17 protein-coding genes are annotated in these 21,272 nt (G+C 74.1%); 11 read left to right on the forward strand and 6 right to left on the reverse strand.

The features are described 5' to 3' along the window. Positions 1–63 precede the first annotated feature (63 nt). The 5 genes from BFV98_RS07125 to BFV98_RS07145 all read left to right on the forward strand — a co-directional run bounded on the left by BFV98_RS07125 (position 64) and on the right by BFV98_RS07145 (position 5,859). Complete coding sequence (locus BFV98_RS07125) at positions 64–1,554, forward strand: amino acid adenylation domain-containing protein (RefSeq protein ID WP_071095526.1); 1,491 nt, start codon at positions 64–66, stop codon at positions 1,552–1,554. Further along, positions 1,554–2,087: a flavin reductase family protein gene (locus BFV98_RS07130; protein ID WP_013285775.1), complete on the forward strand. Its 534-nt coding sequence runs from the start codon at positions 1,554–1,556 to the stop codon at positions 2,085–2,087. Before BFV98_RS07125 ends, BFV98_RS07130 begins: the two co-directional genes overlap by 1 nt. Then, the gene (locus tag BFV98_RS07135) at positions 2,084–2,965 is read left to right on the forward strand and encodes an inositol monophosphatase family protein (RefSeq protein ID WP_071095528.1); all 882 of its coding nucleotides are present in this window, start codon (positions 2,084–2,086) and stop codon (positions 2,963–2,965) included. The genes BFV98_RS07130 and BFV98_RS07135 overlap by 4 nt, the downstream gene beginning before the upstream one ends. Next, positions 2,949–3,905, forward strand: coding sequence for a Gfo/Idh/MocA family oxidoreductase (locus tag BFV98_RS07140; protein WP_030268846.1), 957 nt, complete (start codon positions 2,949–2,951; stop codon positions 3,903–3,905). The genes BFV98_RS07135 and BFV98_RS07140 overlap by 17 nt, the downstream gene beginning before the upstream one ends. A 103-nt stretch (positions 3,906–4,008) precedes the next feature. Next, the gene (locus BFV98_RS07145; protein WP_071095530.1) at positions 4,009–5,859 is read left to right on the forward strand and encodes an AfsR/SARP family transcriptional regulator; all 1,851 of its coding nucleotides are present in this window, start codon (positions 4,009–4,011) and stop codon (positions 5,857–5,859) included. A 55-nt stretch (positions 5,860–5,914) separates the two neighbouring features. On the opposite strand, the gene BFV98_RS07150 is transcribed toward BFV98_RS07145, so the two are convergent. Further along, positions 5,915–6,952 carry a hypothetical protein gene (locus BFV98_RS07150; protein WP_071095532.1) on the reverse strand — a complete coding sequence of 346 codons (1,038 nt, stop codon included), beginning with the start codon at positions 6,950–6,952 and terminating at the stop codon, positions 5,915–5,917. A 399-nt stretch (positions 6,953–7,351) separates the two neighbouring features. On the opposite strand from BFV98_RS07150, the gene BFV98_RS07155 reads away from it, so the two are divergent. Beyond that, a complete protein-coding gene (locus tag BFV98_RS07155) occupies positions 7,352–8,242 on the forward strand; it encodes an SGNH/GDSL hydrolase family protein (protein ID WP_071095534.1) in 891 nt (296 codons plus the stop codon). 56 nt (positions 8,243–8,298) lie between these two features. On the opposite strand, the gene BFV98_RS07160 is transcribed toward BFV98_RS07155, so the two are convergent. After that, positions 8,299–9,582, reverse strand: coding sequence for a glycoside hydrolase domain-containing protein (locus BFV98_RS07160; RefSeq protein ID WP_071095536.1), 1,284 nt, complete (start codon positions 9,580–9,582; stop codon positions 8,299–8,301). A 210-nt stretch (positions 9,583–9,792) separates the two neighbouring features. Between BFV98_RS07160 and BFV98_RS32210 the strand changes: the two genes are divergently transcribed. Together BFV98_RS32210 and BFV98_RS07165 are read left to right on the forward strand one after the other, a co-directional pair. Further along, positions 9,793–9,945: a hypothetical protein gene (locus BFV98_RS32210; RefSeq protein ID WP_013285768.1), complete on the forward strand. Its 153-nt coding sequence runs from the start codon at positions 9,793–9,795 to the stop codon at positions 9,943–9,945. Beyond that, a complete protein-coding gene (locus tag BFV98_RS07165) occupies positions 9,945–10,910 on the forward strand; it encodes an N-acetylmuramoyl-L-alanine amidase (protein ID WP_013477199.1) in 966 nt (321 codons plus the stop codon). Before BFV98_RS32210 ends, BFV98_RS07165 begins: the two co-directional genes overlap by 1 nt. A 57-nt stretch (positions 10,911–10,967) precedes the next feature. Here the strand turns inward: BFV98_RS07165 and BFV98_RS07170 are convergent, their stop codons facing one another. Together BFV98_RS07170 and BFV98_RS07175 are read right to left on the reverse strand one after the other, a co-directional pair. After that, entirely contained in the window at positions 10,968–12,197 is a 1,230-nt protein-coding gene (locus BFV98_RS07170) for an epoxide hydrolase family protein (RefSeq protein ID WP_083395239.1), read from the reverse strand. Between the two features lie 22 nt (positions 12,198–12,219). Then, a complete protein-coding gene (locus BFV98_RS07175; protein ID WP_071095538.1) occupies positions 12,220–13,122 on the reverse strand; it encodes a redoxin in 903 nt (300 codons plus the stop codon). A gap of 207 nt (positions 13,123–13,329) precedes the next feature. Here BFV98_RS07175 and BFV98_RS07180 point away from each other — a divergent pair, with 207 nt between their 5' ends. Then, a complete protein-coding gene (locus tag BFV98_RS07180) occupies positions 13,330–15,555 on the forward strand; it encodes a hypothetical protein (protein ID WP_071095540.1) in 2,226 nt (741 codons plus the stop codon). 12 nt (positions 15,556–15,567) lie between these two features. Here BFV98_RS07180 and BFV98_RS07185 read toward each other — a convergent pair whose 3' ends face one another. Together BFV98_RS07185 and BFV98_RS07190 are read right to left on the reverse strand one after the other, a co-directional pair. Next, the gene (locus BFV98_RS07185; RefSeq protein ID WP_071095542.1) at positions 15,568–16,125 is read right to left on the reverse strand and encodes a GNAT family N-acetyltransferase; all 558 of its coding nucleotides are present in this window, start codon (positions 16,123–16,125) and stop codon (positions 15,568–15,570) included. Continuing rightward, complete coding sequence (locus tag BFV98_RS07190) at positions 16,122–18,164, reverse strand: penicillin acylase family protein (protein WP_071095544.1); 2,043 nt, start codon at positions 18,162–18,164, stop codon at positions 16,122–16,124. The genes BFV98_RS07185 and BFV98_RS07190 overlap by 4 nt, the downstream gene beginning before the upstream one ends. A 229-nt stretch (positions 18,165–18,393) precedes the next feature. On the opposite strand from BFV98_RS07190, the gene BFV98_RS07195 reads away from it, so the two are divergent. Both BFV98_RS07195 and BFV98_RS07200 read left to right on the forward strand, forming a co-directional pair. Next, positions 18,394–19,953 carry an aspartate aminotransferase family protein gene (locus tag BFV98_RS07195; RefSeq protein WP_030268822.1) on the forward strand — a complete coding sequence of 520 codons (1,560 nt, stop codon included), beginning with the start codon at positions 18,394–18,396 and terminating at the stop codon, positions 19,951–19,953. A gap of 27 nt (positions 19,954–19,980) precedes the next feature. Further along, positions 19,981–21,267, forward strand: coding sequence for a lysine N(6)-hydroxylase/L-ornithine N(5)-oxygenase family protein (locus tag BFV98_RS07200; RefSeq protein ID WP_030268820.1), 1,287 nt, complete (start codon positions 19,981–19,983; stop codon positions 21,265–21,267). The last annotated feature ends 5 nt before the right edge of the window (positions 21,268–21,272 follow it).

The following is a 21,272-nucleotide window of genomic DNA, read 5'->3' on the forward strand; positions in this document are numbered from 1 at the left end:
GCGTCCCGCGCGCGGCGGCGCCGGAAGACCGATCGACGACAGCACAGTGAAGGGAGCAACGCCGTGAGTCTCTACTCCTGGTTCGAGCGGACCGTGGCACGCGTGCCCGAAGCGGTCGCGCTGGAGGTCGGCGGGGAGCCGGTGACCTACCGCCGGCTGCGCGACCTCGCCGACGGCCTCGCCGGGCGGATCCACGCCGAGGTGGGCCACCGCCCGCGCGCGGTCGGCCTGCTGGCCGCCCGCAGCCTGCCCGCGTACGCCGGTTATCTGGCCGCGCTGCGCGCCGGAGCGGTGGTGGTGCCGCTCAATCCGGCCTTCCCACCGGTCCGCACCGCCCGGCTGTGCCGGGACGCGGGCGTGGACGCGCTCGTGGTCGACGACGCGGGCGCGGCGACCGCGGCGCAGGTCGCGGGCGACGCGGTGACGGTACGCCTCGACGGCGCGCCCGCCGTCCCGCCGCCGGCCGCGCCGGTGGCGGCGGACGACGTGGCGTACCTGCTGTTCACGTCCGGCTCGACCGGGCGGCCCAAGGGCGTGCCGGTCCGGCACCGCAACGTGGACGCGTTCCTCGCGTACTGCCGGGACCGCTACCCGGTCGGCCCGGGTGACCGGCTGTCGCAGACCTTCGACCTGACCTTCGACCCGTCCGTGTTCGACATGTTCGTCGCCTGGGGCGGCGGCGCCACGCTCGTGGTGCCGCAGCCGGACGAGGTGCTGACGCCGGTGCGGTTCGTCAACGAACGACGGATCACGCACTGGTTCTCGGTGCCCTCGGTGGTCTCGCTGGCCCGCCGGATGCGGATGCTCTCCCCCGGCGCCATGCCCGGCCTGCGGCACAGCCTCTTCGCCGGCGAGCCGCTGACGCTGGAGCAGGCGCGGGCGTGGGCGGCGGCGGCGCCGGGCAGCGTGGTGGAGAACCTCTACGGTCCCACCGAGCTGACCGTGACGTGCACCGGTCACCGGCTGCCGGCGGATCCGGCGGCCTGGCCGGCGACCTCCAACGGCACCGTCCCGATCGGCGACGCGCACCCCGGGCTGGACGCGATCCTGCGCGCCGAGGACGGCACCGTCGCTGTCGACGACGGTGAGCTGTGCGTGCACGGGCCGCAGCGGTTCGACGGCTACCTCGACCCGGCCGACGACGAGGGCCGGTTCGTCACGTACGCGGACCGCCGGTACTACCGCACCGGTGACCGGGTCTGCCGCGAGCGCGGCACGTTCGTGCACCACGGGCGCCTGGACGACCAGGTGAAGCTGCGCGGCTACCGGATCGAGCTGGGCGAGATCGAGATGGTCCTGCGCGGCCACCCGGGGGTGCAGGACGCGGTGGTGCTGGCGTTCGGCACGGGTGACGACGTCTCCCTGCGGGCGGTCTACACCGGCGCCGCCGGGATCACCGACGAGCTGACCCGCAGGTGCGCCGAGCGCCTGCCCGCCTACATGGTGCCGGCGCGGATCCACCACGTGGCCGCGCTGCCCACGAACGTCAACGGCAAGACCGACCGGCGGCGGGCCGCCGACCTGGTCGGCAGCGCGACGAGAGGAGCACGGTGATGACCGGCACAGGGAACGGACAGGACCAGGAGCGGGCGTTCCGGTCGGTGGCCGGGCGCTTCGCCACCGGGGTGGCGGTGGCGACCGCCGTCGGGCCCGACGGCCCGGTGGGGATGACCGTCAACTCGTTCACCACCGTGTCGCTGTCGCCCCGGATGCTGCTGGTCTGCCTGCGGCGGGACTGCCGGCTGCTCGGCGCGGTGCGTCGTACCGGCCGGTTCGCGGTGACTGTGCTCGGCGACGACCAGCGCGAGGAGGCGGCCTGGTTCGCCAGCCGGGGCCGCCCGGCGGGCGCCGACGGCTTCGCGGGTGTGGCCTACGACGACGAGCGGGCGACCGGCTGCCCGCGGCTGACCGACGGGGTGGCGTACTTCGGCTGCGAGGCGGTATCCGCCGACCCGGCCGGGGACCACGCGGTACTGATGGGCGCGGTCCGCTCGGCGGGCCTGCTCCGGCCGACCCCGCCACTGCTGTTCGTGGACGGCGGCTACGCACGGGTCGCCGCGCCGCGGGAAGCGCAGGTGGCGCGATGAGCATCGGCGCCGCTCCCGGCGACCTGCGCCACCTGAGCCTGCGCGCGGCGCGGGCCGGGGCGGACGCGATCCGCGAGGCGCGGGGCCGGGGCTTGCAGACCGAACACAAGGGCGGCGCGGCCCAGGACCCGGTGACCACCGCCGACCACGCCAGCGAGCGGGCCATCCTCGGCCTGCTCGCCCGGGACCGGCCGCAGGACGCCGTCCTGGCCGAGGAGTCCGGTGCCAGCGCCGGCTGCTCCGGGCTGCGCTGGATCGTCGACCCGCTCGACGGCACGCTGAACTTCAGCCACGGTGCGAGCCGGTACGCGGTGAGCATCGCGGTGGCGACCGGCTGCGACGTGGGCGACGGCCAGGTGGTCGCGGCCACCGTCCTGCAACCGGCCACCGGCGCCTGCCTGGTGCTCGACGACGGCGGCGCGCTCGACGGCGACGCCCCGGTCGCGGTCAACCGGGGGGCCCGGCCGGGGCACGCCCTGGTGGCGTTCGCGGTGCCGAACGCGCCCGGGCCGCGACGGCGGGCGTACCAGGCGCTCGTCGGCGTCGCGCCCCGGGTCGCCGACCTGCGCAACACCGGCTCCACCGTCTGCGACCTGGCGGCCGTGGCCCGCGGCGAACTGGACGCGTTCGTCAGCTTCGACCCCGCGCCGTGGGACATCGCGGCCGGCGCGGCGCTGGTCGAGGCCGCCGGCGGGGTGAGCCGGCGGTGGCGCCACGACGGGTTCGAGGTCTTCGGCACCGGCGCGCCGGCCGTGGTGGCCGCGCTGGCCGGCTGGCTGGGCGACGACGGTACGGACGGCCGCGACACCATCGACGGCCGCGACGGCACCGATGACACCGACGAGGAGAGGGGAACCGACGATGACCGGCAGCGATGAGTTCCGGCTGGCGCTGGTGGGGGCGGGCCGGATGGGCCACCACCACCTGCGCGCCCTGGCCGACCACCGGAGCGTCCGGATCCGGTACGTGGTCGATCCGGTTCCGGCGGCACGGGAGGCGGTCACCGCGGCCGGGCTGCCCGCGTACCCGAGCGTGGAGGACCTGCTCGCGGACGCCGCGCCGGACGGTCTCCTGGTGACCGCGCCCACCGGGCGGCACGGCGCGCTGGTCGCGGCCGCCGCCAAGGCCGGGCTGCCGGTGCTGTGCGAGAAGCCGGCCGGGCTCGACCCGGCCGGGGCGGCCGAGGCGGGGCGGGTCGCCGCCGCCGCCGGGATCCCGTTCCAGGTCGCCTACTGGCGCCGGTTCGTCCCGCAGCTGTGCCGGCTGCGGGAGCGGATCGCCGGCGGCGAACTCGGCGAGGTGCTGTTCGTGGCCGCGGCGCAGTGGGACGGCGAGCCGCCCGCGGCGGCGTTCCGCACCGGCAGCGGCGGGATCTTCGTGGACATGGGCGTGCACGAGTTCGACCAGATCCGGTGGCTGACCGGGCAGGAGATCGACCGGGTCGCGGTGCAGCCGGCCGGTCCGGTAACCGACCCGGCGGTACGCGGCCGGGACGTGGACAGCGCGCAGGCGTTGCTCGGCCTGTCCGGCGGCGGCACCGCGCTGGTCTCGCTCGGCCGGCACCACCGCGGCGGCGACATGGCGACGGTGGAGGTCTTCGGCACCCGCGACCACGAGCGGCTGGCCTTCCTCGACCCGGCCGACGGGGACGCCACCATGTACGCGGCCCTGGCCCGCCAGGCGGAGGACTTCGCCGTGCTGGTCCGGGAGGGCCGGTCGGCGGGCGCCGGGGTGACGGACGCGGTGGCGGTGCTCGACGCGGCGCGGCGGGCGACGGCGCAACTGACTCCGGGTCACGAAGTACACACCGATCAGTGATTACTTGCACCATCTGGGAGCGATGCATTCCCCGGCCGAAGGTGGGAAACCCAGCCTTACACACCACACTGTGGACGGTGCGCCGGAGCGGGGGACGACATCCATGCGGTTCAGTGTTCTCGGTCCGTTGAGCCTGTACGCGGGCGACCGCCCCGTCATGCTGACCGGCACCAAGCCCCGCCTCCTGCTCGCCGTGCTGCTGCTGAGTCCGGGGCGCACGGTCGCCACCTCCCGGCTGGTCGACGGCCTCTGGCCGGAGTCGCCGCCCGCGTCGGCGGTACGCAACCTGCGCACGTACGTGCACCGGTTGCGGCAGACGCTGGACCGCGGCGGTGACTCGGCCGGCCGGCTGGTCCACGACGGCACCGGCTACCACCTGCGGGTCGACGAGGACGAGCTGGACCTGCTGCGGTTCCGTCGGCTCGCCGACGAGGCCCGCCGGGCCGCCCGGAGCGACCGGCCGCAGGCCGCCGCCGACCTGTTCGACCGGGCGGTCGACCTGTGGGGCGGGCACCCGCTGGAGGACCTGACGGATCTGGGCACCGACCTGGGCGCGACCGTCACGGCACTACGGGAGCAGCACCGGGAGATGACGACGGAGCTGATCGACCTGCGCCTGCGGCTGGGGCAGCCGGCGCGGGTCATCCCGTCGCTGCGCCGGATGGTGGCCGAGGAGCCGCTCGACGAACGACGGCAGGCGCAGCTGGTGACCGCGCTGACGCGGGAGGGGCGTGTGGCCGAGGCGCTGGCCGCGTACCAGCAGGCCCGGCGCGGCATCATCGACGAGCTGGGCGTCGACCCCGGCCCCACGCTCCAGGGCGCCCTCCAGACCGCGCTGGACGCGGACTCCGCCGAGGTCCGCCCACCGTCCGGCCGGCCCACGGCCCTCGGCGCCGGGCCCGTGTCGCCGCCCGGCCCGCCGACCAGCCCGCAGGCCCTGCCGATGAAGCCGCCGTCCCTGGTCGGCCGGGACACCACTGCGGGCCAGCTGCGCGCCATCGCCGAGGGGATCGCCGACCCGGCCGGCGCCGACGAGCACGCCGGTGTCGTGCTCGTCTCCGGCGCGCCGGGCGTCGGCAAGTCGTCGTTCTCGGTGAGCAGCGGGTACGACCTGGCCGACCTCTTTCCCGACGGTCAGCTCTTCGTCAGCTTCGACAGCGGCGACGAGCCGCCGCGCGGCAGCGGGGAGCTGATCCGGGAGCTGCTGGTCGAGCTGGGCGTACCGCTGACCGACGTGTCCGAGGACATCCGGGAGCGCTCCGCCGTGCTGCGGTGCGCGCTCGCCGGCCGGCGGCTGCTGCTCATCATCGACGACGTCGACTGCGCGCAGCAGGTGCGCCCGCTGTTGCCCGGGGCGGGCCGCAGCCTGGTCCTGATCAACAGCCGGCAGCGCCTGCTGGACCTGGACGTGGGCTGGCGGTTGACGCTCGGCGCGCTCGACCGGGCCGACGCGGTGGAGCTGCTGGCCACGATCGCGGGCGAGCGCCGGGTACGTGAGCAGCCGGAGGTGTTCGGCCGGATCGCCGCGGCCTGCGACCAGTTGCCACTGGCGCTGCGGATCGTCGGCAGCCGGCTCGTCACCCAGCCCGACGTGGCCCTGCCCGGCTTCGCCGCGCACCTGGAGGACGAGGAGAACCGGCTGTCGGAGCTGGCGGTCGGGGACATCTCGGTGCGCGGCAGCCTGTCGGTCAGCTACCAGGCGCTGGACGTCGACGCCCGCTTGGCGCTGCACGCGCTGGCCCGCGCCGACTCGTTCATCACCCCGGCCAGCGCGGTGGAGATCCTGCGCCTGCCCCGGCAGCAGGCCAACCGGATGGTGGAGCACCTGATCCAGCACAACCTGCTGGTGCCGGTCGACTCCTGCGCCCCGGCCGAGCGCTTCCATCTGCCGGAGTTGCTGCGGCTCTTCGCCCGCGAGTGCGTGGAGGCGCACGGCCGGCCGCTTCCGGCCTGAACACCGATCGCGGTGTGCGGGTCGGCGAGACCCGCACACCGCGATCCGGGTGTCGTTACTTGAGGAAGCGGTCCAGCGCGGCCTCGATGGTGCCGCTGTCCGGGGACGCGTACGACTTCATCGTCACCTTGTTGTAGGAGATGAAGCTCGGGCACCGGGCGGCGGGCGCGGTCACCGTGCCGCCGTCGCCGACCTTCTCGCCGGTCTTGGCGGCGTGGAAGGTCAGGGTGTACCGCGAGGAGATGTAGTCGACGGTGACGACCTTGTCCTCGCTGTTCTTGTACTGGCACTTCTTCGGCGTGCCCTCGCTGCCCTCGACCATCTTGAGGCAGCCGATGACGGACACCGTGGCGAAGTCGGCCGACTTCGCGTAGTACGGCTTGGCCGAGCTGACCGTCTTCTGCGACCAGAACGACGGCCGGTCCGGGGAGTTGGAGAAGACGTACGCCTTCGAGCCCGCCGGCGCGGTGTACGGGGCGGCGTTGAGGATCGCTCCCCCGTCGCATACCGCCGACATCTCGCTGGCGTACCGCGCGGTGATCGAGTTGTTGTTGGAGGGCCCGTCCGGCCCGGTCGACTCCGGGCCGTCCGCGCTGGGGGTCGCGGACGGGCTGGTGTCCGGCCCGGGGGTGGCGCTGCCCGACGCCACCGGCTTCGGGTCCTCCTCGTCGCCGTTGAAGGCGACGTAGGCGAGCCCGCCGCCGCAGCACAGCAGCGTCAGCGTGACCGCGCCCGCGGCGAGGCCGACGATGAGCCCCTTGCTCTTGCCTCCGCTCGGGGGCGGCGGGGTGGGCGCGTACGGCGCCGGCCCGGGGTAGCCCGGCTGCCCGGGGAACGGCGCCGCGGGCTGCGCGCCGTACGGCGCACCCGACCCGGGCTGGGCACCGTACGGCGCACCCGACGCGGGCTGGGCGCCGTAGGGGGCGCCCGACGCCGGCTGCGAACCGTAGGGCGCACCCGACGCCGGCTGCGAACCGTAGGGCGCGCCGGAGGCCGGCTGCGCGCCGTACGGGGCGTTCGGGTCGGGCTGGTTGCCCCACGCTCCGGCGTTCGGGTCCGGATAGCCTCCGTAGGGAGGGTGATTGTCACTCATCTGAGGTTCTTCCACCTGTCGTCCGTGGTTCCGGCGATCAACCACCCCGCAGCGTAATGACGCCTGCAAATTCACGATCGCCGACATTCGATACGTTCTTCACCAGCCGTGCCGGGGTCACTCCGGTGCGTACGTGCCCGGATCCGGCATCCGGCCGCCCATCAGGCGTGACGGGCCGGGGACCGTTGGGACGCAACGGATCGACCGATCGGCGACCGACCTGTACCCGACATCGGCGACGCCGAAAAGTGTGATGTACGCGACACCTCCGGCCGCTCGGCCGGACGGCGGCGGACCACATCCTGGACCGTCATTTAATGAGGTTCATCGATATTGACGCACGTCACAGGCGCGGACAGAATCCCAGCACCACCACCAGGACCCCTCCGGGAGGGCCCCATGAACCGTCCCCGCCTGCCGCTCCTGCGGACCGCCGGCCGGATGACCGCGCTCGTCGCGGCCGCCGCCGGCATGCTGCTCACCGCCGCCGCACCCGCCGTCGCCGCCGCACCCGCCGGTCGCTACGTCGCGCTCGGCGACTCCTACACCTCCGCACCGCTCGTGCCCACCCAGGTCGACCTGAACTGCCTGCGCTCCAACCGCAACTACCCGTCCCTGGTGGCGGCGTCCGCCGGCTCCTCGTCGTTCGCCGACGTGAGCTGCTCCGGAGCCACCACCGAGGACATCCTGTACGGCGGCGACGGGGCGCTGGGCATCGCGCTGCCGCCGCAGGTCAACGCCGTCACGCCAGCCACCGCGCTGGTGACCGTCCAGATCGGCGGCAACGACATCGGCTTCTCCGGCATCATCAGCGACTGCGCCGAGGCGAGCGTGAGCAGCCCGCTCGGCTCGCCCTGCAAGAACCGGTTCACCGCGGGCGGCACCGACCAGTTGCGGGCCCGGATCGCCGCCGCCGCGCCGAAGGTGGCAGCCGTGCTGCGGGCGGTCCGCCAGGCCGCGCCGAACGCGCGCGTGGTGGTGCTCGGGTACCCGGCGATCCTGCCCGACAGCGGCTACGGCTGCTGGCCGGTGGTGCCGATCGCCTACCAGGACGTGCCGTACCTGCGCGGCGTCCAGAAGGCGCTCAACACGATGCTGGCCGACACGGCGGCGGCGGGCGGCGCGAGCTACGCCGACGTCTACACCCCGTCGATCGGCCGGGACTCGTGCAAGGGCAGCGGCACCCGCTGGGTGGAGGGGCTGGTGCCGCAGAACGCCGCCGCGCCGTTCCACCCCAACGCCCGGGGAGAGCAGGGCATGGCCACCGCCCTGCTGGCGCACCTGAGCTGACCCGGCCCGGTTGAGCCGGTCCCGCTCGGGCGGGACCGGCTCACCGGCGTGCGGCCTCACGCCCGGGTGATGCGGACCGCGTCGGCGACCACGTAACCGGTGCCGGCGCTCCAGCGGCTCACCCCGACCTTGTCGCCGGTCCCGGCGGCGAGCGTGAACACGCCGAGCGAGACCCAGCGCCCGCCGCCGGTGCGCTGGTCGACCGCCACCGACCGGTTGCCGGTCGTGGTGGCCACCAGGTACGGGGTGCGGTCGTTGTAGCCGGGGTCGGCCGGGTACCACACCGACACCTCGTAGGAGCCGGTCGCGGGCAGGCTCGCCCGGAACCAGGCCACGTCGCTGGACGCCACCGGCGCGGCGAAGCGGTAGTCGGCGCCGTAGCGCTGCCCGGAGTACGCGGAGGTGCCCCAGGCGGCGCCCGCGCTGAACCCGCCCGACGTGGCGTTGTCGACTGTGACGCTCCACGTCGCGGGCGGGGTGCCGGCCCGTACGTCCAGGTAGTTGCGGTCGATCTTCATGGTCACGCCGCCCCACGTCTCGGTGACGTCCCCGGCGTACTGGTGCAGGCGCTGCTGGTCGGCGTAGCGGTCGTCGGCGCAGTACGTGCCCCCGTCGGTGTCCGCGACGCCGTTCCACCAGGCGATCCAGATCTGGTCCAGGCGCAGGTACCGGGTGTCGTGGTAGGCGGCGCAGACGTCGGTGATGCCGGACGAGCCACTGGAGTACATGCCGGCGAGGTAGCCGCGCGTGTGCAGGCGCTCGACCCAGCCGGAGAGGAAGGAGAGCACCGCGGCCCGGCAGCTCGCGTTCGACGGGTACTGCTCGATGTCGTTGTAGAGCGTGCTGCCCGTGCCGATGCCGAGCGCCACCGCCGCGGCGACCGCGCTGTCCGCCGCGGTCCTCCCCTGCCCGCGGGCGGTGGCCGGGTCGGCGGACATCTTCGGCGTACGGGTGCCGCACGGCGCCTGGTAGCCCAGCTCGATGGGGATCAGCCGCCAGCCCTTGCGGGTCTGGTCGGCGACCCAGGTCGCGGTCAGGTTGGGTTGGGCGCACGTCCGGCTGCCGCCGCTGATGTAGACGCCGACCGCGCGGTACGGCGACGCGGTCAGCCAGGCGTCCATCGCGGCCTGCGACGGCGCGGTGCAGGTGTCGAAGCCCTTGCCGGTGAAGGTGCCGGGCTGCGGGCCGACCGCGGCGACGGTGGCCGCTGTCCCGGCGGCGGGCTGCGGCTCGGCGACAGCCGGTGTCCCGGCGCGGGCCGGGACGGCCGAAGCCTGCCCCGGTACGGCCGCGGCCGCGAGCACGGCGAGAAGTGTCAGGGCCGTGGCGATCGCTCTCATCGGCGCCCCTCCTGTGAAGGATTCCTCGCTCGACGGCGAGACTTGGGCAGGATTTCTACCACGCATCGACGGATGACGACAGATGATGATGGCGAAAGTTTTCACGACAGAAACGATCATTGAAGGGTATCGACAGAACGGCAGATGCCGGTATAGCGTGCCCGCACTCACATCCGTCGATCGGTGAAGCGCCGTCACCCGAGGAGCGCCATGCCCACGTCACGATCCCCCCGTCTGCGACGCCGAGGTCTGCTCGGCGTACCCGCCCTGGTGGCCGCCGCCCTCGCGGTGGCCGTCCGTCCCGGTACGGCGCACGCCGCGCCGAAGGCCGAGTGCCTCGCCGACCTGCTCGGGGAGCAGTGATGGCCACCATTCCCTGGCTGGTGGACGTGCTGCGCGGCGCCGGCGTACAGGTCGTGGTCGAGGGCGACTGGCTCAACCGGATGCGCTCCGGCTCGTTCGACCCGATCGGCGTGCTCTGGCACCACACCGCCGCCACGTCCAGCGCCACCAACCCGCACCCGGCGCTGAACATCTGCATCAACGGCCGGTCCGACCTGCCCGGCCCGCTCTGCCAGGCGCTCGTGGACTACCACGGCGTGTTCCACGTGATCTCCGCCGGCCGGTGCAACCACGCCGGCACCAGCGGCGGCAGCGGCCCGATCCCGGCCGGGGACGGCAACACCCTGATGATCGGGTGGGAGATCGACTACAACGGTGTCGACCAGCGGATGACCACCGCCCAGTACAACGCGAGCATCGCGGCCACCGCCGCCGTGCTCAAGCGGCTCGGCCGGGACTCCAGCTACGCCCGCGGCCACCGGGAGACCAGCACCACCGGCAAGATCGACCCGTCCTTCATCGACCTGAACACGATGCGCGCCGACGTCGCCGCCAAGATGGCCGGCGGTGGCACCGGCTGGACGTCGATCGTGGACAACGCGACGGCGGGCCGGTTCACCGCGAGCGCGAGCTGGGGCACCTCGACGTACTCCGGGCAGCGCTACGGCGCCGACTACCGCTACGCGGACCCGGTCGCCGCGAGCGACGCGGCCTGGTACAAGTTCAACGTTCCCCGCACCGGCAACTACCGGGTCGAGGCGTGGTGGCCGGCGAACGCGGGCTACAACGCGGCCACGCCGTACGTCGTCGCCACCACCACCGGCAACCGGACGGTAGTGGTCGACCAGCGGGCGACCGGCGGGCAGTGGCGCTCGCTCGGCACGTTCACGCTGCCGGCCGGGGACGCCAACCGCGTCGCGGTCAGCCGATGGAGCTCCGCCGCCGGCCTGGTCATCGCCGACGCGGTCCGGCTGACCGAGGTCTGACCCCGGGCGTACCGACGCGGCCGGGTGGGCGCCCCACCCGGCCGCGTCCGCCGTCGGTCAGCGCAGCGACCGGAAGGCGGCCCGCATCTCCTGGGCGAACAGCTCCGGCTGCTCCCAGGCGGCGAAGTGCCCACCCCGGTCCAGCGTGTTGTAGTGGATCAGGTTCGGGTACGCCCGCTCGGCCCAGCTGCGCGGCGCGAGCAGGATCTCGTCCGGGAACTGGCTCACCGCGGCCGGGACCTGCACGCCCTTGGCGGCGAAGAACGACAGCGCGTTCTGTGCGTAGAGCCGGGCCGAGGACACACCCGTGTTCGTCAGCCAGTAGAGCGTCACGTTGTCCAGGATGTCGTCGCGGCTCAAGCCGCCGGGCCGGCCGGCGAACGCGGCGCAGATCAGGTCCAGGCTCGCGGCGTCGTGGTCGAGCATGAACGCCGCCAGCCCGACCGGCGAGTCGGCGAGCGCCGTCAGGGTCTCCGGGCGGGTGGTCATGATCAGCGCGTACGCGGAGTGCTTCCAGAAGAAGTCGATCCGCTCGCAGGCGGCCCGTTCCTCGGCCGAGAGCCCGGACGGCAGGTCGGCGAGGGGGTTGTTCACGCCGGTGATGCCGGTCTGCAACAGCGCGTCGACGTCCGGCGGCACCACGCACGGCATGTTCGTGTGGATGCCGGCCAGTTCCGGCGGCGCCTGCACGCCGAGCATGTCGGTGATCAGCGCGCCCCAGTCGCCACCCTGGGCCACGAACCGGGTGTAGCCCAGCCGCCGCATCAGTTCGGTCCAGGCGCGGGCGATGTGCTGCGGATCCCAGCCGGGCCGGTCCGGCTTGCCGGAGAAGCCGTAGCCGGGCATCGACGGGATCACCAGGTGGAATGCGTCCGAGGCGTGGCCGCCGTGCGCCGTCGGGTCGGTGAGCGGACCGATGATCTTCAGCTGTTCGATCACCGACCCGGGCCAGCCGTGCGTGACGATCAGCGGCAGCGCGTCGGGGTGCGGCGAGCGTACGTGGATGAAGTGGATGTCCAGGCCGTCGATCTCGGTGACGAAGTTCGGCAGGTCGTTGAGCCGCGCCTCGACCTTGCGCCAGTCGTACCCGGTGGCCCAGTAGCGGGCGAGCGCCTGACTGGTCTCCAGCGGGACGCCCTGCGACTGGTCGTCCACGGTCTGCCGTTCCGGCCAGCGGGTGGCCGCGATCCGGTTCCGCAGGTCCTCCAGGTCCGCCTCCGGCACGTCGACGCGGAAGTCGCGGATGCCGGCGGCGGTACGCGTCGGCGTCATGGTCTTGACGGCCACGGGTTGTCCTCCTCGGGTCGGGTCAGGGACCGAACGTGAAGACGTACGCGCGGAGACCGGGCCGCTCGGCGCGCAGGGTGAGCCGGTGCTCCCCCGGCGTCGCGCCCTCCACCAGCCGGATCATCGCGGCCCGGTCGACGACGGCCGTGCCGTCCGGGTCCACGTCGGCGCCGCGCGCGTCACCGGCCGGTTTCCCGTCCAGCAGCACCCGAACCGCTGCCGGTCCCTCCGGTCCCGGGTCGGCCACCAGGTTCACCTCACCGGCGGTGAACGGCAGGACCAGTTCCGCCCCGGCGCTGCCCGTCTCGACGTACTCGCCCTCGACCCGCCAGTCGCCGGTCAGCGCGTACGTGCCGGGCACACCCCGGTCGGCGCCGAGATAGGTCTCCGGGGTGATCCCGGCGTACGTGGGCTGCGGGCTCGTCACGAACGCGGTCACCTCCGCGGTGACCGGCGGCAGCGCGGGCGTGGGCGTGGCGGCCTCGACCAGCCGCCGGATCAGCGCCTCGGTCCGGTCGTAGCCGCCCTCGCCGATCCAGCGGTCGGCCAGCCGCCCGTCGGCGTCGAAGAGGTACCTGGCCGGCCAGGCGTCGTTGCGCAGGGCCCGCCAGAACGTGTAGTCGTCGTCGATCGCGATCGGGTAGGTGAGCCCGTGGTCGCGGATCGCCCGGTCGATGTTCTCCGGCAGCCGGCCGAACGCGAACTCCGGCGCGTGCGCGCCGATCACCGTGAGCCCCAGGTCGCGGTAGTCGCGATGCCAGGCCCGCACGTACGGGGCGGTGCGGATCCAGTTCACGCAGGTGTACTCCCAGACGTCCACCAGGACCACGCGTCCGCGCAGCTCCTGCGGCGTCAGCGGCGCGGAGTTCACCCACCGGTGGACGTCGATCGGCGGCAGCCGGGTCGCCACCGCGGCCCCCGTCATCCGGCCGCGCCGCGCGGTGATGGTGTGCCGGTCATGCGGGCTCCCTTCCGAGTACGTCCGGCGGCGGTTACCCGCACGGCGCGGCTTCGAACGGCCCGCCCGCCCGGCCCGCGGGCGTTTGCCCCCGGCCCGGCCGGGTAGGACGCTGCGCCACCCGAGGGCGGGCCGTGCAGGCGGCGTGGGCGGCCGGGACGTCGCGGAGGGTCGATGACGGCTGGACCAGGGCGGGCACAGGCGCCGTCGGGCGAGGTGGTGGAGCTGCGGGTGCACGGGGTCTCCGCGGGCGGGGCCGCCGAGGTGCTGGACCGGCCGCTGGTCCGGCAGGTCGCGGGTGACCGCAGCGCCGGCTTCTACCGTCCCCGTCACGGACACGCCGACGAGCACGGGGCGAGCGGGGTGACGTTGGAGGCGTACCAGTGGAACGACCTGCCGTCCGGCACCGCGCTGCGTACCCTCTCGCTGCTGTTCCTGATGCCCTTCATGCTGCTCAACGTGGCCGTGTGGATGCGGCCGGGGGACGCGGTCGGCGGCGCGGTCGTGCGGGCGCTGTGCCGGGTGCTGGGGTTGAGCCTGACCGCGCTGTACGTGCTCGCCGGCGCCGGGGTGGCGCTGGACCTGGTGGCCTGGCAGTGCCTGTCCGTCCCGGCCTGCATCGCCGACCGGGAGTGGCTGTCCTGGATGGGCGGGCGGCCGGTGGGGCTGCGGCTCGTGGTGCTGGCGCTGGTCCCGGCCGCCGCGGTGAGCCTGGTCTGGTGGGGCGCCCGGCGGCCGGGTCGCTCGTTCACCGCGTTCCGGGCGCCGGAGCGGGCGTCCGCCGGGCCGCCGCTGAGCACGATCGGCCAGTGGGACGCCGAGCCGCTGATGGGCCGGCTGCGTTCGATCCACATCGCGGCGGCCTTCGCCACCCTCGACGGCTGTCTGCTGGCCGCCCGGGCCGCGCAGGGTGTCCCGCCCACTGTGGCGGCGTTGCTGGCGGTCACCGGCGCGGTGCTGCTCGCCTGCGTGGTACTGGTCTGCGTTCCGCCGCTCGTCGACCGGGCGCCCACCGACCCGCGACGTGACCGGGTCGCCCGTGCGCTGCGCGCCACAGCGGTCGGGCTCACCGTCGTGGTGGCCGGGTACCTGCTGTTCGCCCCGGCACGCTGGCGTACCGGCGGGGGCCTGCCCGGCTACGGCTCGATCCTGACCTGGCTGCTGGTGACGCACGCGGTCCTGCTGGGCGCCCTGGGGGCCGTGCTGCTCTGGCACCGCCTGCGGGTACGCGGCCACCGGCCGCCGAACGGGCTCGGCGCGCTCGTGGTCGCGGCGGCGGCGGGCGGGCTCGCGGTCGCGTACTCCGCCGAGCTGGTCCAGCGCACCGCCGACCTGCTGGACCGGGGCGTGTCCCCGGCGGACGACATACCGGGTCCGGCCCGCGCGTACACCTGGGCGATCTACGGCTTCTTCCGGGCGTTGCTGGTCACGCTGGCGGCCGCCGCAGTGGTGGCGCTGGTGTCCCGGCGCGGCCGGACGCGGGCCGCCCAGGCGATCGTCGAGCGGGACTTCCCGGCGCCGCCGACCGAGGCGGCGCCGCGGCTGCGGCAGGTCCGGACGATGATCGTCCGGGCTCGGTTCACCGACCTGATGGTGCCGTTGGCGGTGCTGTTCGCCGTCATGGCCGGGGCGGGCGCGGCGACCACCGCGATGGCGCTGGTCCGTCCCGAGCCGGGCGAGACGCTGGAACGCCGCACGCACGTCCCGGCCGAGCTGGTCATGTTCGGCATCGAGGTGGGCGGGGTGGCGATCTCGGCGGCGGTGCTGGCCCTGGTCGTCGCCGGGGTCTTCGCCTACCGCAGCCCCGGGTTCCGGCACCACGTCGGCGTGCTCTTCGACCTGGCCACGTTCTGGCCCCGGGCAGCGCACCCGTTCGCCCCGCCCTGCTACGCCGAGCGGGCCGTGCCGGAGCTGGCCCGGCGGATCACGTACCTGGTGCACAGCGGCAGCGGGGTGCTGCTCTCCGGCTACAGCCACGGATCGGTGCTCGTCGCCGCGACAGTCCTGCAACTGCCGGCGGAGATCAGCGCACGGGTCGCCCTGCTCACCTACAGCTCGCCGCTGCGCCGGCTCTACGCCCGGTTGTTCCCCGCCTACGTGGGCGACGAGATGCTGCGCGGGATCGGCGGCCGGGTGGGGTGGCGGTGGCGCAACCTGTGGCGGGACACCGACGCGCTGGGCGGATGGATTTTCTCCCCGCACCGCGCGGACGAGCCGGCCCGCGTCAGCGGCCCGGAGGCGGCGGTGGATCGCCGTCTCCGGGATCCGGAGAGCCTGGTGGCGCCGGCCTGGGACAGCGTCCCGCCGCCGATCCAGGGTCACCTCCCGTCCGAGGACGACCCGGCGTACGCCGAGACGGTGCGGGACCTGGCCGGGCGGCTGCGCGCCACCGGACCGTGACGCGGACGGGTGTCACGCCGGAGGGTGGTCCGCCTCGAACCGGTCCCGGGTGAGGAACGCCAGCCGGGCCCGCTTGTCCGGCATGTCGATCTCGTCGCCGAGCGTGAAGCCCTCGATGCGCAGCCGGCGCAGCATCGCGTCGTTGCGCACGTCCGGCTCGACCACCACGCGGCGCGCGGCCGGGTCGCGCAGCAGGAACCGGATCAGGGCCGGGAAGACCGCGCCGGTCAGCGAACCCGGGTACGGCCGGGGCGCGTCGAGCAGCAGGTGCGTCCCCACGTCGCCGGGCTGCACCGGGTAGCGCTCGCCGACCGGGTCCGCCTCCGGCTGGTAGGTCTGGAACAGCCCGATCGGCTCGCCGTCGAGCCGGATCAGGTACGCGTGGTGGGTCTCCAGGCCGTCGACGAACGCGTAGATCTCGCGTACCTCGTCGACGGTGTGCGAGCCCATGCCCCAGAACCGGTTGCGGGGCCGGACCACCCAGCCGTGCAGCAGGTCGGCGTGCCGGTCGGGGCGTACCGGCTCCAGTGCCAGCTCGCCGAGGCCGGGGATCCGTTCCAGGTGGATCACGTCGTCTCGTCTCCCGTCAGTGGGCCGTCGGGCACCGGGATCAGCGTCCCGGCGGCCCAGTGGGTCAGTTGGTCGGCGAAGTGCGGGTCGTCCGGGCGCCCGGACGCGCCGAAGGGGACGATCCAGCGGCTGGCCGCCCGGTCGGTCAGGTCCCACACGTAGCGGGCCACCGGGCCGCGCCAGCAGGCGTCGGAGATCCCCGGCACGCTGGAGGTGGCCAGCACGCAGTCGGTGTCGCCGCCGAGTGCCACCCGCCGCCGCATCGCTGTCACCGCGTCGGTGATCGCCGGGGCGACGCCGAGGTGCACCGGGTGCAGCAGGTGCCGGCCGCCCCACTCACCGGGCGCCGGTCCGGCGGCCACCTCGGCCAGCGCCTCGGCGGCCGGTTCCGCGAGGTCCGCGCCGAGGGCGGCGGCCAGGTGGTCCAGCGCCAGGCCGATCCGGGCGGCCGGGTCGGTCCAGGGGGCGAACAGCTCGTCGAACCCGCACGGCTCGTCGAGGCCACGCAACCTCGGGTGTACGCGCAACCGCCGGGCCAGCGCCGCCCGCCAGGCCGCGTACGCGCCGGCCCCGGCCGAGCCGGCCGCCATCGCCCGGTCCCATCCGCGCAGCCGCAGCAGCAGCGCGCGGGCGGGTTCGTCGAGCCAATCCGGGTCGAGCCGGTCGAGCAGCCGGTACAGCGGTCCGGCCGGGAGCCGGTCGTCGGTGTGCACTGTGGACGGCTCGGCGCCGTCGGCGAGCAGCGCCCGGATCCGGCGGGCCCGGTGCGGCGGGGCGAAGTCGGCACCGTGCGCTGCGACGTCGTCGCGCCGGTCGTTGGCGCACACCGCCACGCCGTCGACCGGCTCGTCGACCAGCGGCAGGTAGCCGCCCCGCCACCGGTAGGCCGGCTCCCAGGCCGGCACGGGTTCCCGGCGGCACCGCTCGTCGCGTACCGGGACAAGGCCCGCGACCAGGCGGCGGACGCCTCCCCCGGTGTCGGCGGCGAGCACGCTGTTGACCGGCTCGACCCAGTGGCGCAGCGCGTCGGCGACGTCGCCCGTACGCCGGGCACGCAGCAGCGGCAGCAACGCCTCGAAGCCGAGCCGGGCCTCGACCCGGCTCGGGGTGCGCAGGGCGATCGCCTCGCCGGTGACCCGGTCGTGGTCGATCACCGGCCCGCGGGGCGTCTCGATCACCTCGACCGTCTCCGGGGCGCCGCCGCGAACCTCGATCTCCTCGACGTGGCACGCGGCGGGCGTCCAGCCGTCGGCGTCGCGCACCAGCACGCGGTCACCGTCGCGGCGCAGCCGTTCGCGGTAGAGGTCCTGGTAGTCGGCCATCGCGTTGGTGACGGCCCAGGCCACGTGGCCGGTGTGGCCGAAGTGCGGCACGCCCGGCACGCCGGGGAAGGCCAGACCGACCACGTCGAACTCCGGGCAGGCCAGCCGGACCTGCTGGTAGACGCCGGGGAGTTCGAGCAGCCGGTGCGGGTCACCGGCGATCAGCGGGCCGCGCCCGGTGGCCGGGTCGGCGGGCAGCGCCCAGGCGTTGCTGCCGGACGAGGCCGGTCCCTCGACCGCGAACAGTCCGGCCGCCTCGGGGCCGAGCGTCCGGGCCACGTGCGCGTGCCAGAGCTTGTTCGGGAACGTGGAGAACAGCACGTGCTGGACGAGGAACACGCCGAGCGGTGACCAGGGGTGCCACGGTTCGGGCGCGGTGCCGGTGGCGGCGAACTCCGGCGCGGCGGCGGCGCCCTCGGCGAGTCCGGAGTTGACCCCGTCGACGTACGCCTCGATCCACCGCCGGGTGTCAGGGTCCAGCCGCTCGTAGCAGCGCCGGGCGGTGTCGTCCAGCCGTACGCGGCGGGCGAACCGGTCCCACGCCAGCTCGGCCGGGCCGACGTGGGCGGCCAGGCGACCCTCGGCGCGCCAACGTTCGACACTGATCTGCCAGGCCCGGTCGGTAGCGGCGACACGCCCCTGCAGACGCGCCAGCGCGTCGACGTCGCCGGCCCACAGCTGGGGCACGCCCCACTGATCGCGATCGACGTATGTCATCGTCTCGCGCCGCCTCGGCGCGCCGGGCGACGGTTCCGTTCGACAGTCAACTTAGGATAACCTCCCCTAACCGAGGGCGACCTTACCGCGACGCGGGCGGGGCGCCAACCGGCGGTACATGCGGGACAAAGCACCCCGAGTCGTGCTTGCTAGTTAGGCCAGCCTAACCTAACCTGATCGCCGCGGCTGATCGCCGCGCGTCCTGTCCGTACGACCGCTGGGAAGTCGCATGAGTTCGATCGGGAGCCCGACCGGCGCCGCGCCCGCCGACACCGGCAGCGCCGCCGCCACGGCACGCGGCCACCTGTTCAACGCCGGCTCGCTCGGTCGGTACCGGGACGTGCTGGCGCGCGGCGTCGACCGGGTCGCCCGCCGGGTGGGCGAGGCGGACCGGCCGTTCACCGGCGTCACGCCCGACGAGCTGGCGCCGCTCATCGGTGCGATCGACCTGGACCGGCCGCTCGGCGACACCGACGCCGCCCTGGACGAGCTGCACGACGTGTGGCTGCGTGACGCGGTCTACTTCCACCACCCGCGCTACCTGGCCCACCTGAACTGCCCGGTGGTCATCCCGGCGCTGCTCGGCGAGGCGGTGCTCAGCGCCGTCAACTCCTCACTGGACACCTGGGACCAGAGCGCCGGTGCGACGCTGATGGAGCGGCGCCTGATCGAGTGGACCGCCGGGCGCATCGGGCTCGGCGCCACCGCCGACGGGGTCTTCACCAGCGGCGGCACCCAGTCGAACCTCCAGGCGATGCTGCTGGCGCGCGAGGAGGCGTACCGCACTGTGGTGGGCGGCGGCGGCGCGACCGGCCGGCCGGACCGGCCGCAGGTGCTGTCCAGGCTGCGCATCCTCACCTCCGCGGCCGGGCACTTCAGCGTGCAGAAGGCCGCCAAGCTGCTCGGCCTGGCCGCCGACGCGGTGCTCACCGTGCCCACCGACGCCACCCGCCGGATGCGCACCGACGAGCTGGCCCGCACGATCGACAGCTGCCACCGCGACGGTCAGGTGGTGATGGCCGTCGTCGCCACCGCCGGCACCACCGACTTCGGCACCGTCGACCCGCTGCCGGAGATCGCCGACATCTGCGCCGCCGCGGGGGTCTGGCTGCATGTCGACGCCGCGTACGGCTGCGGGCTGCTGGTCTCACCCACCCGCCGGCACCTGCTCGACGGCATCGAACGGGCCGCGTCGGTGACGGTGGACTACCACAAGTCGTTCTTCCAGCCGGTCAGCTCCAGCGCGCTGCTGGTCCGCGACGGCCGGGTGCTGCGCCACGCCACCTGGCACGCCGACTACCTCAACCCGGTCCGCGCGGTCGAGCAGGGGATCCCGAACCAGGTCGACAAGAGCATCCAGACCACCCGCCGGTTCGACGCGTGCAAGCTCTGGCTGACCCTGCGGATCATGGGACCGGACGCGATCGGCACGCTGTTCGACCAGGTCGTCGACCTCGCGGCGCAGGCGTGGCGGCGGCTGGACGCCGACCCGCGCTTCGAGGTGGCCGCGCCGTCGCAGCTGAGCACAGTGGTCTTCCGGTACCGGCCGTCCGGTCTCGCCCCCGATCTGGTGGACGAGGCCAACCTGCACGCCCGCGACGCGCTCGCCGCCTCCGGCGCGGCCCTGGTCGCCGGCACCAAGGTCGACGGCGCCCACCACCTGAAGCTCACCCTGCTCAACCCCGAGACCACAGTGGACGACGTCGCCCACGTGCTGGACCTCATCGCCGACCACGCCGCCTGGTACGCCCGGACCGCGGCCGCCGCCGAGCTGTCCTGCCCGGTCTGACCCCCGTCGAGGAGAACGAGAATCCCCATGTCGACCCACGACTTCATCGCCGTCGGGCTGGGCCCCTACAACCTCGGCCTGGCCTGCCTCACCGCGCCGATCGACGACCTCGACGGCCTGTTCCTGGAGGCCCGCGACAGCTTCGACTGGCATCCCGGCATGCTGCTCGAATCCACCCGGCTCCAGACGCCGTTCATCGCCGACCTAGTCACGCTCGCGGACCCGACCTCGCCGTACTCGTTCCTGAGCTACCTCAAGGAGACCGGACGGCTCTACCCGTTCTACATCCGGGAGAGCTTCTTCCCGCTGCGCGCCGAGTACAACGACTACTGCCGCTGGGCCGCCGGGAAGCTGCCGAACCTGCGCTTCCGGCACAGCGTCACCGCTGTCGAGTACGACGAGAGCGACGACCGGTACGTGGTGCACGCGGACACGCCGGACGGGCCGGTCACCCACCGGGCCCGGCACCTCGTGCTCGGCACCGGCACGCCGCCGTACCTGCCGCCCGCCTGCGCCGGCCTGGGCGGCGACATGATCCACAACTCGCGCTACCTGGAGCACCGGGAGGCGCTGCGGGCCAAGGACAGCATCACGATCGTCGGCAGCGGCCAGAGCGCCGCGGAGATCTACCACGACCTGCTCGGCGACATCGACACTCACGGCTACCAGCTCACCTGGGTGACCCGCTCGCCCCGGTTCTTCCCGCTGGAGTACACCAAGCTCACGCTGGAGATGACCTCGCCGGACTACGTGGACTACTTCCACGCGTTGCCCGAGCCGACCCGCTACGCGCTGGAGGCCGCGCAGAAGCCGCTGTTCAAGGGCATCAACGCCGACCTGATCAACGACATCTACGACCTGCTGTACGCCAAGAGCCTGCACGGACCGGCGCCGACGCGCCTGCTGACCAACACCGAGCTGGTCGAGGCGGCGTACACCGACGGCCGCTACCGGCTCGGGCTGCGCCACACCGAGCAGGACCGCGCGTTCACCCTCGACACGGAAGGACTGGTGCTGGCCACCGGCTACCACTACCGGGTGCCGGAGTTCCTCGCGCCGGTACACGACCGGCTCCGCTTCGACGCGCACGGCCGCTTCGACGTGGCCCGCAACTACAGCATCGACCACACCGGCCGGGGCGTGTTCCTCCAGAACGGCGGCACCCACACGCACAGCATCACCTCGCCCGACCTGGGCATGGGTCCGTACCGCAACTCGTGGCTGATCCGGGAGATGACCGGCCGGGAGCACTACCCGGTGGAGAAGACCATCGCGTTCCAGGAGTTCGGCGCCCCGGCCGGAGCGCCGGCATGAGCGCC

Source organism: Micromonospora sp. WMMB235, assembly GCF_001855515.1.
Taxonomy (GTDB): domain Bacteria; phylum Actinomycetota; class Actinomycetes; order Mycobacteriales; family Micromonosporaceae; genus Micromonospora; species Micromonospora aurantiaca.